Origin of the sequence: Mucilaginibacter inviolabilis, assembly GCF_011089895.1 — a bacterium.
Classification (GTDB): domain Bacteria; phylum Bacteroidota; class Bacteroidia; order Sphingobacteriales; family Sphingobacteriaceae; genus Mucilaginibacter; species Mucilaginibacter inviolabilis.
Map to the genome: position 1 here is coordinate 1,647,547 of NZ_JAANAT010000001.1, position 13,593 is coordinate 1,661,139.

Here is a 13,593-nt window from a genome sequence, read left to right on the forward strand (position 1 = left end):
AAAGGTGCGACCCCACTCCGCAGCCTATTTGCGCTTCAAATATCTTTTTACTATTTTTTTTGATATTTTTACTCAATCCTAACCTGTTATAAATGCCACAATCCAAAGATCAGCCTGCCCGCATACGCGTAATTAATGAATGCCTCTCTCAGAATGGCACATATTGGACTAAACAAGAACTGCTTGATAAAATGCTGGACATTGATATCGATATTGAAGATCGTACGTTGGAAGCAGATATCACAGACATGCGCCGATCGACGAAACTTGGCTACCGTGCACCTATAAAATGGTGCAGAGTACATAAAGGCTATCACTACACAGAACGCGATTATTCAATCGACAAACTGCCGCTTAACAAGGATGATGTCAGGCGCCTGGAATGGGCGGCCACGACCCTATCTCAATATCAGGGCATACCCCTAATGAGAGAATTCACAACCACCATCGATAAGATCATTCGTGTGGTCAACCGGGTAAAGCGGGGGAATTATGAAACCATACTGGACTTTATAGAGTTCGAAAAAACACCACCAGCCGACGGACTAAAACATATGGATGGGATCATAGAAGCCATCCAGAGCGCCAGGGCCATACAGCTGACCTACCATAGTTTCGATCAGGAAGCGCCTAAAATGGTCACCCTGCACCCGTACTTTATCAAAGAATACCGGAACCGCTGGTATGTGATTGGGTACCATCAGGAAGAAAAGATGATCAAAACCTATGCTTACGACCGTATCCTGGAAATTGACCAGTCGGCTAGTCTATATATAAAAAACACCACGTTCGACAAAAGCAAATACCTTAGCGATTGCATCGGCATCGGTCTGGGCTCCCGGGAGAAAGAACATATCGTACTTCAGTTTGTACCGCGCAGCGGTAAATATGTTACTACCCAGCCTTTACACCATTCACAAAACGTGATGAAAAACGATAATGAGGCTGTTATCATATCGCTGGATGTCATTGTCAATTATGAATTAATCAGCACCATTTTAAGCTACGGTAATTTTGTGCGCGTGATCGAGCCGGCTTCCTTGATTTCCACGATTAAAGAAACGGCCCAACTGATCATTGAGCAATATCAACCCGCAACTTGATCGCCGATAAAGATATCTTCGATAGCGCTTATCTCTGCCAAAGACGGCCGGTAAGTAAACACACCTGTTTCGGTTCCCTTTCTGACGCCCCTTAAAAATAGATAGATAACCCCGCCAAAATGCTTGTCATAGCTGAAATCGGCTAGCCGGACACTCAAATATTTCTTCAGGGCCAACGCGTAAAGTAAGTATTGTAAGTGGTAGTGGTATTCATCCATTGCCTGTTTTAGTTCGTCACCGGCATAAGCTTCGGTCGAGGATCCCAAAAAGTTCGATTTCCAGTCCAGTAAGTAGTATTTGCCGTTCAATTCAAAAAACAAGTCGATCTTGCCGTTCATGATACCTGAATAATCACGGTCTTCACCACTGCCCAGGATGCCGAGCTGCCGGTTATTGAAGACACTTACCGGAAAATCGAACTCAAACTCACTGATCCGGGCATTCCGGTTTATGCCGGACAAAGCAATGGTTTGCTCATTGACCATTATTGTTGAGCCAATCACATGGTCGAGCAATTGTAAAAGCATTTGGGGGGTAACGACCGTTGACCCCGGAAAGAACCGGTTCAAACCTGCGTCGATCACCTGCTGCCATCCCTGCCGGTCGCCGAAGTCAATGTTTTCAAATAAATAATGCAGGAAATTGCCTGTTATCGCGCCTTTAGGCAGTTGCTTAAAAATAAAGACATCATAGGCAGCCTCCGGCGTGATCATATCCTCCCGCGGAATGTATTCGTGTTTAGCAGTCAAAAAGGTATAGCTCAGTTTATGCCAGTTGGGTTCTGCCAGCACGAATTGTTTTGCCGTCCGGGGCGGAACAGGCTGCCAGGGCGCTGAAAAGTTTCTGTTGAGGTCAGGCGCCGGTCCTGTGCCATCTGCAAAAACTATTAAGTCGGACGGGGGCGGCGCATCTTTCAAGGCTTTGAAAAAATCGTTTAAGCTGGAATTGTTATATCGCCAGTCAGTATTTTTCACCAGGTAACATTGGTATACGGCGCGGGTGATGGCCACATAGAGCAGGCGTTTGTTTTCCTGCTCTTGCTGCGCGCGGTAAGCAGCCAGCTGGTCACTGGAAAGCTGGGATTGGTGCATGAATAGATACTCCGCGCTATCATGGTCCCGAAAACTGCAGAAAACAAAATCGTCTTTAAACTTGAAGTCCAGGTAAGGCGCAAAAACAATGGGATATTCCAGGCCCTTGCTTTTGTGGATCGTGACGATTTTTACCGATTCTTCATCACTTTCTATACGCTGCTGGTATTCATCGCCACCAACATCCATTCCATCGACCGCCTTTTGCAGCCAGTTGATCAGCTCGATATTGGCCAATTGTTTTCCGGTTTGGACTTTGTGGAGCAGTTCAGTCAACTGCACCAGGTTGGTTAGGACCCGCTCGCCGCCTTCATGTTTCTGACTCAATAAACGTTTCCTGACCTGGTGTTCGGCAAAAAAGCCGGTCAAGGCGACGTAGATGCCTGCATTCGCCCATAACTCACCGTATTGTTTAAACTGTTCTAGTGTTTGTTCCTCATTCAGTTTTAATAAAGCGTCGCGGCCGAGGCCGGCTATGGGCGTTAGTAAAGCTTTATTGATCGTACTGCGGCCTGGCGTTTCAAATGCGGTAAGCAGGGCCAGTATAGAAACGGCTTCCGGCGTATTTAATATCCTGGCATCATCGATCGTCACTGCCGGTATTCCTAACCTGCCGAGGGCGGCCTTGACATCTGCGCCCTCATACCGGCTTCTAACCAGTACGCCTATGGCGGCTGGTGTGACCGGTTGCTTTTTGTCTTTTTTGACCAGCACGGCGGTGGGGTCGTTCAGCAATTGATGGATCGCCTGGGCGGTCATATTCGCGGCCGTCGGTTTGTTCGGTGCCTGGTAGACCGACATCGGAACTTGTAGCTCGTCATTCCGGTAAAGGCCCATATTTTGCAGGCCGTCCGGCGCTTCTACAGGGACATACTTAATGCCATTCTCCCCAGTTCCGAAGCTAAACGTGTCAAAATCCTGTACAGGTTCGAAGAAATTGTTCATTGCGGCGATCAGTGTCGGGCTTGAACGGAAATTGGTATTCATTTCATATTTAGCGCTCACGTTTTCTGCAGCCTGCAGGTAGGTAAATATATCCGCTTTTCTGAATGAATAGATCGATTGCTTGGGGTCGCCGATATAAAACAGTATGGTTTCGTCACCGAAAAAGTATTCAAATAACTCGTACTGCAATTTATCGGTGTCCTGGAATTCATCGATAAAAACCGCCTTGAACTTATTTTGCATCAAGGCTTTAAGCGCCCCGTTCTTATCTGCCATGCCGGCCCGGTGCAGTTTGTTGATCAAATCATCGAATAGCAGGATGCTATGCTGGGACTTATAGGTATCGATCTGCTCAACCGCCACCTCGATAGCCATACAGATCAAACGGTCGATCAAATTCCAGATGAGCTGACCGGGACGTTTTCTCAACAAAGCCAATGCATCGATGCGCCCGAGTAAATCGGCATAATTATCGGTGATATAGCCTGAACCACGTTTTTTTACCAACGCTTCGATGAATGCCGGTGGATCGACCAGTAAGTGTTGCAGGTGTTTTCTCGCATTTGTATTGGCTTGTGTCCGGGCATGCATAGCTGTATCGGTCGTTACCGATTCGAACAGCGCGGTTTCCGCTTCCGCGGCCGCGGCATGGGCTTCCGCCAGCGAAATTTCCAGCGCCGCTTTGTCATCGCCACTTAAACTATAATGCGTACCCTGCACATAATTCACATAACGCTGCCCTGCCATATACCCTTTGATGGCATCCGCGAGCCACTTCCGGCTAAATCCTTGTAACAGCAGCTCTTTAAGCAAAACGGCCGTCAGCGTCGTTATTTTTTCACGCCAGAACTTATTGACTTCTTCCTCCACTAACAAAGATGGGGCTTCCAAAAGTTCGCAATCGAACAGCTGGCCGGTTTCAAAAGCGAACTCGTTCAGCGATTGCTGGCAAAAACTATGGATCGTCATCACCGCGGTCTCGTCCAGCAAAAGAGTGGCCCTGCGCAGCAGCTCACGAATAGCTGCTTCATCAGCCTGACCGATCGCTTCCTGTACAATCGAAGCGATCAGCGGGTCTGCGATCTGTTCCCCTTTCGCAGCCTGGTAAGCCAGGCGAACGAACAAACGGATCCGTTCCTCCAGCTCGGCCACAGCAGCCTTGGTATAGGTTACCATCAATATCTGTTTGACTTCCAGTCCCTTTTGCAGGAGTAAACGAAGCATTAATAAAGCAATGGAATAGGTCTTACCCGTTCCGGCGCTGGCTTCGATCAGGTTACTGCCTGTTAAGGGCACATTTTTTACATCAAATTTCTCTGCCATTTTTATATGCTTTGAAAAGAATCGGGTACAGGACCGTAAATGAGGTTGATATTTGCCGTTAGTTGCTGACAAGTGCCGGGCGAATCAAAAAAACCGCCGTCATATTCCATTATCAAGTATTCATCATGGATAAATGCCGACTGACCGCCATAAATGGCCCGGTCTAAAAAAGCATCAAATCCGGCATCATCCAAACCGGCGATCGTGTCCCTTTTATTCAAAAATTCGGTTGCAAAAAGGTACGGTTGCTGATGGCCTGAGATGAATGGCACCAGCAACTCTTCCAAACGGCCCTTCGCCTCATCCACAGTTAAAAGGTTTGCCCGAAGCACACTTACCTCGGCAGTAACGCCGGAGATAAAATACGTTTCCAGGCCGAGGCCTGCCGCTGTTGCCAGTAAGTGCCGGAGGTAGCAGTCTAAGCGGTGTTTCTCTTCTTTCTTGGAAAAGCAGGTCACCAATTGTTTATTGCCATAGACCTGGGTCAATGACCCGCTAATGGTCGTTTCAGCTAAGTCGATCCGGACCGGAGCGTTTCTGGCAGGTCCTTCCAGCATGCACTCGGCTAAAAGGGCCAGCACCGGCGCAACCTGTTCGGCGGAAGCCTCGATGGCCAGTTCTGCCATGGTGTTCAAAGGCAGCTGGCCGGTCTTGACTTCTTTCTGCCGAAAGGCCGGCCATTCCTCCTGCGGGATCAGTACCAACGCCTGTTTTAACGCCCACTGCTGCAAATGGTCAAGCTCGAAAAGTTCTGTCTCCGGCAATAAGACACTGTCGTCGCCATAATAAACACCTAATATCTTATTGTAATAATATTTGACCGGGTATTTATAAAAAGACAATAACTGCTGAACTGCTACCGAGGCAAAATCGATGTCGGGAGCTGCGGCCTGCTCATTATAGCTAAAGCCTTTGGGATTATCGATCGCTTCGCCAAAATAGCTGACCAGGCCGCTGTCGGGGTCGGCATATAAATGACTGAAACTATGCAGCGGGTGCAGGCGGGTCAGGCGGTTTGCGCCCGTCGGCGACGGTTCGGCTAAGCCGCTGCCCACATAATCGACCAGCTCATCCACCAGCGCGGAAGGTGGTATAAGCGAATTGTCTTTTTGACTGCGCCCGATATAACTGATGTACAGCCGGTCCCTGGCTGATAAGACCGTCTCCAGGAACAAGTGCCGGTCATTTTCCTTAATGTTGCGGTCGCCGCGGCGGCGCTGCTTTTCGATAAGGTTAAAGCTGAGCGGTAGTTCTTTACGCGGAAATTTATCGAAGTTAAGCCCGAGTAGCGCAACAACCTTGAAAGGGATACTGCGCATGGGGATGAGCGAACAAAAAGTAATCCCCCCGGACATAAAGGCGCCGGCGCGTGATTCGCCGGACAACAGCTGAACAAAGTTCTTTCGGAATACGGTGAAGCTCACGGGTTCCTGCATGATGCCCGCGACAAGGTTAAGCCGCTCGAGCTGATCGTTGAAAAGGTCAAATTCGGGATTTTCCTCGCCGTCCGGCTCATACATCAGGCCGGTCACTACCTCCCGCAGGTACTGGCACCAGTCGCTCAGCGGACGCGGGCGGCTTTGTTCGGTCACCATAGAAATGAGCACCCGCACGAAATGACTAAAGCGTATCAATTCAAACGCCTGCGCCCCTTCTACGATATCAAGCGGGTAAAACCCTGTCTCGTTGAGCATGTATTCATCTTCGCTGCGCATGCAAATACCATAAATGATCCGGTTCAAGCCATTGAGCCAGCTCAGGGTATAAGAATCATCGCTCGTTTCGCCCCGGATACCAAAGCGGATATTGGCGGCCCGGACCACATTACGGACCAGTTCCGTATCATGTATACGGAAACGTTCCTTGACATAAGCCAGTTCGAGTATTTGCAGGACGTTCTCCGCTTTAAAATTATCTTCCCGGAGTTCCATGATCAATTGTAGGGTACTGAAAAAGCCGTCGACGGCCTGGTAGCTTTCGTCAGCAATGGTGTAGGGAAAGCGGTAAGGCGCCGATCCGAAAATGGCTTTGATGTAGGGCGCATAGGCGTCGATATCGGTTACCATGACGACAATATCCCGGGGCGAATAAAGTTCGGCAGCCTGATCGACCAAGCCGACCAGGTAATTATACAGTACTTCCACTTCCCTCGCCGGTGTATAACAAGCGTTGATACTGACGGTCTGGTCTTTCAGGTCATCCGGACTAAAAACCTGGCGGTCTTGTTCCATTGCATTATTAAAAATATCAAATTGGATTTTGCCCAGCAAGGTGCTGGGTTCGGGTGGTGCCACGCCGATAGCCTCGAACTGGTTCAGGAACTCCTCGTGCTTAAAAAACAACCCGAAAGTATCCTGGAGTACACGCCCCCAACTGGTTAATAACTGGTTACCCAGGATGGGCGGCGCGTAATTGTTCCTTGCCCCGCCTTGCCTGCTCAACCACCGGGCAATTTGCGCCTCGCTGCGGTCTTCATACCAGTAAGCGTCCGGTGAAGGGTTCAATAAATAAAAACTGACATCGATATGCTCACTCAGCTGGTAAAAAAAGTCAATATGGTAAGCCGTTAAAATAGACAAGCCAAAAAGATGAACGCCCAATACCCGTTCAGTCAGTTGCCTGGTACGGTCCGGCTGTTGAAGGCTGCGTCGTATTTCCTGTAAAATAATGGTTTTATCTGGCATCGCCGTACCCAGCTTTTCCCGGCTCGCGTTCCACAACCAGCATTGCCAGTCGGCATCCTTCGCTGCTGTATCCGCATTGTTCCAGCTTTCAATCATCTCCGGCCGGTAGATCTGGTACTGGTCGAACAAGTCCGCAACTTTGGTCGCCAGGCCCAGGCGTTTCAGTTCGTCGCCTCCTGGATAGTAGCTGGCAATAAAAAGGAACTTCCCCGTAAAGTCAGCACGGTTCAATAAGTCGAAGATCACCCATTGCAGGTGGTCGGCCGATAATACCTGGTTTTTTTGTCCCCCAAGCTTAAAATAAACCTGGTAGATCATATCATTCGGCTTCAAAAACCGAAGGTTAGCGCTGATGCCGTTCAGTTCGGCTGTCTTCATTTTCAGCCAGTTGTTCATACCGGTGGTTTGGGTGACCAGGTATTGCGGCAGGAAAACGCTGCCTTGCTCGGCTTTGAGGTTTTTAGCCAGCTCAGCAGCCAAAGCCGAAAGAGAATTGGATACTTTAAATTGTAAGGCCATAAACGGAACTGCGGGATAAGGTTTCTTCAAAACGGGCTGCCAGTCCGGAAATACGTGCTACCGAAGTGGAGGCAATTTGCTGGATTTGAGGTTTGGAGCCCTGGATGGTAACGGTTTGTTTTGCCCGGGTGACCGCTGTATACAGCAGCTCACGCGTCATGAGGCTTTCATTGGCGCTTTTCGGCAGCATAACGAACACCTCCTCGTATTCAGAGCCCTGGCTTTTGTGAACGGTCATGGCGAACACCGTTTCCGTTTCGGGCAAATAAGCGGGCCATAAGCCCCGGAGTTCACCATCCGTTGTTTCAAACCAGGCTTTGAGCGCGCCGGTTTCATCTGGCCGAATCAAGCCCGTATCGCCGTTGAATAAATCCAGTTCATAATAATTAGCGGTGATCATGACCGGGCGGTTAATATAATAAGCCGCCGAAGGATTGATCAGCTGTTTTTTTCGCAAATATTCCTCCACTCTCCTGTTCACGCGGTTGACACCTTGCTCACCTCCTTTGACCGGGCAAAGAATGCGCAGCGCATTGAATTTGCGAAGCGCGGTAAGCGTGTCCGGCTCTTGAATATAAGCCTGATAAGCACTGACAAATTTCTCGAAAGTGGCTTCATCATACTGGTCGTCTACGATGACGTGCGGATCAGTACCTGCGCTCATCATTTGGTCCATCACAGCCGTGTTATTCGTAATCAGCGCTTTGCTGAATTTGCCGATGCCCTTATCGGCGCTGAAACGCCGGCTTATTTGCAGCTCGACAACATGACCAGATAAGGCGGATTGTTGTTCCGAAACGGATACAGCTGCCGGGCCCCAATGCGCGAAAAAGCCGGCGCTGTCCCGATCAAAATGGTTGACCGTATGCGGCATTTTGCAAAGGTCACCCAAAAGACTGCCTGCCTCTACTGAGGCCAGCTGGTCTTTATCACCAAGCAGGATCAGCCGGGTATCCTTTCCCACGGCATCCAGCAGTTTCGCAAACAGCGCTGCGTCGATCATGGAAGCTTCGTCGACAATAACGACATCATAAGGTAAAGGGGAAGCGGCATTATGCTTGAAATGGGGAGCACCGGGTACATATTGGAGTAAACGATGCAGGGTCTTCGGCACGATTGGTTCAGGGGTTATCAAGCCCGCTTTACGCAGCGATTCGCCCATGCGCATGGCAGCTTTTCCGGTTGGGGCGGCGAGTGCAACCTTCGTTTCAGGTGCCAGTTTATATAGTATAGCCAGAAGTTTGGCGACGGTCGTGGTTTTGCCGGTGCCGGGGCCGCCGGTGATGATGGTAAAATTGTTCAGCAACGCGCTCAATGCTGCAACCAGTTGCCAGTCGGTGTGGTTGCCGTCGTCGCCAGGGAACTGTTGTAAAATAAATTCCGTTTCATCAAGCAATTGCGCAGCACGATCGGCGAACAAATCGCTTTCCGCTGTTTTAAAAGCCAGGATGCGGTCGCGGATCAAGGTTTCATAAGTAAAATAGCGCTGGAGATAAAGCTTGTCCTTGTGTAAGATAAAAGGCTGCATTTCATCAGCGGTTCCGACTAAAGATAGCGTCGCCAAAGGTTTGCTGTCACTAAGTTCTATACAGATATGACCCTCACTTAATTTTTTTGAAACTTCATAAGCATAAGGATATAATTGAGCGTCGTTAAAAAAACCGGCGAATTGTTGATGAACATCGTTGGTGGTTTGCAGCATTTGGAAAGGCTTAAAGGTTTGCGAGTTTAAATATCAACATATCTGCCGCCAAACGCAAACAAAAACTTGATTTTATACAATTTGATTTAAATCAATTACCTCCTACGCTTTATGATTTTTAACTAGGTTATGGCCAACAAGCAACTTTGTATTCATATATATCGTGTAGGCATTTTCTGAAAGTTAAAAGTGCGTAAAAATCTTGATAAATATCTGCAAATCAGTTTCTTATTAAAGTGCAGGATCCCGAACCTTTTAACAAAATTGTTCAACAAAGTAAAGCGCTGAAAAAATTGAAAAATTTTTGAAAAACATATAAATTAGCTATATTTGGCTTAACAATTAGAGTAAACTTGCTATTTGCGTCATTCGTAGAGTAAGGAACTTTTTAAAATGTAAATTACTGATAATAAGCACATAAGAGCTATGGTTCTGAACCCTAGCTCTCCGCAAGAGGAGATTTCTTCAAAACCATCATAGGGCTGTTCATCAATGAGCAGCCCTAATTGTTTTAATCTCAGCCTGTTATGCACAAACTCCGGGTGCAGTAAAGGTGTTCTAAACGTCCCTTCTTTAAACGTGAGACCTTGTTTGAACACCTCCTTTAAGATAGCGTGCTGCTGGTTGAGGGTAGCTTCCTCAAAAATGTGCGGTAAATTGAGCAAATAAGGTAAAACAAGCAGTTCCTGTATCGGGAAATCCATTTGGATTAGAATAATCGACCGCGCCCAACGAAATCATTCTGCCATTTGCTGCCACCATTGTACAGGTTCTTGTTATCATTGGTTGGCGTGATGACTGTACTATCCGCCGCACATGCGCGAGCAAAAGGAGCGCATTATATAATTAGTGTATTAACAAGTCAGAATAGGCATGATAAGAATTTATTTTGATGCTCCCACCATTTTGTCGTCTAAATCCAATGATCTCATCAATCGTCCCCTTTTGATATGTCACCTTTAACTTATAGTTATAAGAGATTTCGTTGGTGTTACCCGCGATATTCCGTATATAAAGGTCTGAAATCTTATAATTTTTACAGCTACCTACTTTGGTGTTAATAAATTTTAATAACTTACTTATCCCATGGCTTCCAGCCAACTGCTTTAAACTATCACCGACCAGGGTGTCTACCTCATCAAAATCTTTAGTACTGATTTTTTTATAAACTTCATTTAAAAAGACTTTGCCATCCTGGTTGTCCGCTTCCTGATTTATAGCTACATTGTTAAACGTGCATGCCCCCGTTAAAGAAACAATCATCAATAGTAAAGAGTATATTATTTTTCTCATTAAATGTGAATTCAAAAAGTAAGATATCTCCATACTTATGTAGCCCTGATAAAAAGTCGGGCCATAAAGAAGTAGATTCCCAAAATCGATCTACCATTAGCTGCAGTCATTGCAAACCAGAATTTTCAAAATCAAGAATCAATTTTTAAAATACGAGACCTCATTAAGGTTCCATAATGATAAATTAACCAAAAAGATGTGACACAATAAATGATAACGAAAACTGTCCCAACTATTTTCCTTTCTCTACTTTGATCTTTAAACAATTTATTACTAATCAAGTACTTTTGTTTATACAATGAACCATAATAAACAAATACCAGAGGAAAAAACAGGAGTATGTAAAATGTAAAACCAGTAAATATTATTTTACCTAATAATAGATTTACTACACACATTGCACCCAATATATTTAGCCCTAAAAGTATAGAGACCATAAAATACGCATTCGCAGCAGAAACAATATTACCAGTTTCCATTAACTTGGATAATGAATAGAATTTATAAAATAAATATTGATATAATTTCATTTCAAAATAGTTAATTAACGATTAGTGTAACCATTCGGCGTAGCGATCGGGCCTCCTTCCTGAATTAGCAAAAGTTGCTAATCTCTCGGTTTATTACTTTATATCTCGCATTACAAATGCTTAATACCATTTTACACACTCGTTACAAACGAGCGCAAAATTGGTATTATTTTATACGCCGAGCTTTTTTTAAGTCATTATACCACTTGCCATTTAAAGTTTCTTTTACAGTAACTTTAAATCCCTTTGATAAAGTTTTACATTCAAGCATTTTATTTAGCAATCGTCTAAGAGATTCGTTTTTATATTGTTTTGCTACTGTATAGTCGGTATCAAACTCATTAAAAATACATCTGTTTAATAGTTGCTCATCTATTTTATTATGGTTATACAAACTAAAATAAGAATCTAAAATTTTAATATTTTCATTCAACGGTAATTTTGTCATCGTGCATATGGCAATAATCTTATTTTGAAAGTCAACAGATTTCTGCAAATATTGAATAACAGAACTTTCAAATCTAAGTGGAGTGAAATAGACTTCATTAAACTCTTTTACATGATGCAAGGCAAAAATATTGGTCAAGTCGACAACTTTTGAATGGATTATTTTAATCCTTTCTTCAAAGTTCAAGCTATCGAGATTTCGATATTTAAGTAATTTTGACGCGTTAACGGCAAATATTGACATAGCAAAAATAAGTAATGTTAAAATTATTGTTTTCATATTTAAATTATTTTAAGGTCCTACATAACGCCTGAAAACTGGCCAACCGCCATTATCCGATCGAAATCCCCAATCATTCTCGGTTACCTGTTGTGTATAACTGGAAAAGCTACTTGTTAAATTAGGGCCTATTACGATTCCAACGTGGCCAGTTGCATCAGAATAATTTTCTTGTACCGCAACGATATCACCCAGCATGGGAGCTTGCTTACTGGTGAGAACTATCCATCCAGGAATTTTAACAAATGGATTTGCCCAATCAGCAGCTGTCGATGGGAACTTACCATTAACATGTGGAAGGCCTGGATTTGCCCCTGCTTTTTTCAATACATCATAGACGTATAGGTTACATTTATTACAACGAGCTGGGAAATTACCTTTAGCTACGTAGTAGCCCCATGCCGTTGATCCCTCATAATTTTCTGCAATTCTTACAATGTTATTCCTTATATCTTGTACGCTTGGCCCTCCCTGGTTGGCGATATTCGAATTTACAAATTGTTGTCCATTTCCCCACCAGGAAGGCAAATTTCCTGAAGAAAAGGCGTTGATGTTTACTTCTGGAGCATCGTAGACCCCGGATTTCCACCTGCCGCCAAGGCCATGCTGGCAGCATAGGTCGAAGCAACGTTTTGAACAGATCCAACTCTTTGTCCTGTGATGTAATTGATCGCTGCTACTGCATTCCCTAAAGTCCCGATACCTTGATTGATGTCGTATATCACCGTTCCCATGGGCCCATTATTGATTGGTATCCCTCCAAATCCTGTTGAGCCCCATCCACTTCCACCTCCTCCTCCATCACCACCACCTCCATATATCCATGCGTCAGAAGACGCCTGGTTTTGGGCCGAGAAAGCATTAGGACCGGATATACGGGAGTCATCATCCTGTCTCAATAAATTTCCCATAGGGTCATTGTTCATCATCGGGCTATTACCCGCATACTGATAACCGGTCATACTTTCAGCTGATTCCGCAATCGGATCAACACCTGTCCATCTGTCCAAAGCCGCATCATAGCTCCGGTAAAAAGTCTGGTAATAATCAGGAGGGTTTCCAAAATCGTTCTGCCACTCGATGCCGCCCACAGATTTTCCTTTACCAAGTTATGGGGTATCTTATCGTTCACAAGCTGCGCACCTGCGTCAGCTTAGGGCTATTACTTTATATCTCGCATTACAAATGCTTAATACCATCTTACGCACTCGTTACAAACGAGCGCCAGATTGGAAAGTATTATTTAGCTGTATCTATTTTAAAACGGCTATTATCATTACCAAGTGGTACATCACCAATCCATATTTTGTATTTCTCTGAATACATCGCCATTCCCTTCCTCAGTTCTGCATCTAAACTCTTTGCAGCAAGTTTGCTATACATAATCAAAAATACGGTATAGTACGTTTTGTAAAAATCATTATTGATTGGCAATGATCCTCCTATGGTATTATAAGCCCTTACCATATCAATGTATTCTTCAGGTTTAAACGTAGTCCAGTCACTCATCAATTTGACATAGTTGGATATTTTTCTGTCAAACTCACTCTTTGTAATTGGTATGCCGATGTTTGTTTGATTAAACTTAATCACACGTGTTGAATCTTGTGCTTTAGTAATTGCGCTCGTTAATAAGATCGCAATTAAGAGTAAAAAATATTTATATATTTTCATAT

Annotated in this window: 10 protein-coding genes; 1 reads left to right on the forward strand and 9 read right to left on the reverse strand. The window is 45.1% G+C overall.

Annotated features, from left to right (window positions below; all coding sequences use genetic code 11):
- Positions 1-92 precede the first annotated feature (92 nt).
- Complete coding sequence (locus G7092_RS06695; protein ID WP_166087460.1) at positions 93-1,103, forward strand: helix-turn-helix transcriptional regulator; 1,011 nt, start codon at positions 93-95, stop codon at positions 1,101-1,103.
- Here the strand turns inward: G7092_RS06695 and G7092_RS06700 are convergent.
- The 9 genes from G7092_RS06700 to G7092_RS06740 all read right to left on the reverse strand — a co-directional run bounded on the left by G7092_RS06700 (position 1,088) and on the right by G7092_RS06740 (position 13,591).
- Complete coding sequence (locus G7092_RS06700) at positions 1,088-4,462, reverse strand: UvrD-helicase domain-containing protein (protein ID WP_166087462.1); 3,375 nt, start codon at positions 4,460-4,462, stop codon at positions 1,088-1,090. The genes G7092_RS06695 and G7092_RS06700 overlap by 16 nt on opposite strands.
- A gap of 2 nt (positions 4,463-4,464) precedes the next feature.
- Complete coding sequence (gene recC / locus G7092_RS06705; RefSeq protein WP_166087464.1) at positions 4,465-7,665, reverse strand: exodeoxyribonuclease V subunit gamma; 3,201 nt, start codon at positions 7,663-7,665, stop codon at positions 4,465-4,467.
- A complete protein-coding gene (gene recD / locus G7092_RS06710) occupies positions 7,649-9,367 on the reverse strand; it encodes an exodeoxyribonuclease V subunit alpha (protein WP_235953793.1) in 1,719 nt (572 codons plus the stop codon). The genes recC and recD overlap by 17 nt, the downstream gene beginning before the upstream one ends.
- Before the next feature lie 365 nt (positions 9,368-9,732).
- Positions 9,733-10,071: a hypothetical protein gene (locus G7092_RS06715; protein ID WP_166087467.1), complete on the reverse strand. Its 339-nt coding sequence runs from the start codon at positions 10,069-10,071 to the stop codon at positions 9,733-9,735.
- Positions 10,072-10,213: 142 nt separating this feature from the next.
- Entirely contained in the window at positions 10,214-10,660 is a 447-nt protein-coding gene (locus G7092_RS06720) for a hypothetical protein (protein WP_166087469.1), read from the reverse strand.
- A gap of 696 nt (positions 10,661-11,356) precedes the next feature.
- Positions 11,357-11,917, reverse strand: coding sequence for a hypothetical protein (locus G7092_RS06725; RefSeq protein WP_166087471.1), 561 nt, complete (start codon positions 11,915-11,917; stop codon positions 11,357-11,359).
- Between the two features lie 12 nt (positions 11,918-11,929).
- Positions 11,930-12,445 carry a CHAP domain-containing protein gene (locus tag G7092_RS06730; protein ID WP_166087473.1) on the reverse strand — a complete coding sequence of 172 codons (516 nt, stop codon included), beginning with the start codon at positions 12,443-12,445 and terminating at the stop codon, positions 11,930-11,932.
- 26 nt (positions 12,446-12,471) lie between these two features.
- Positions 12,472-13,008, reverse strand: a complete 537-nt coding sequence (locus tag G7092_RS06735; protein WP_166087475.1) for an RHS repeat-associated core domain-containing protein — start codon at positions 13,006-13,008, stop codon at positions 12,472-12,474.
- A gap of 148 nt (positions 13,009-13,156) precedes the next feature.
- The gene (locus G7092_RS06740) at positions 13,157-13,591 is read right to left on the reverse strand and encodes a hypothetical protein (RefSeq protein WP_166087477.1); all 435 of its coding nucleotides are present in this window, start codon (positions 13,589-13,591) and stop codon (positions 13,157-13,159) included.
- Between the last annotated feature and the right edge of the window lie 2 nt (positions 13,592-13,593).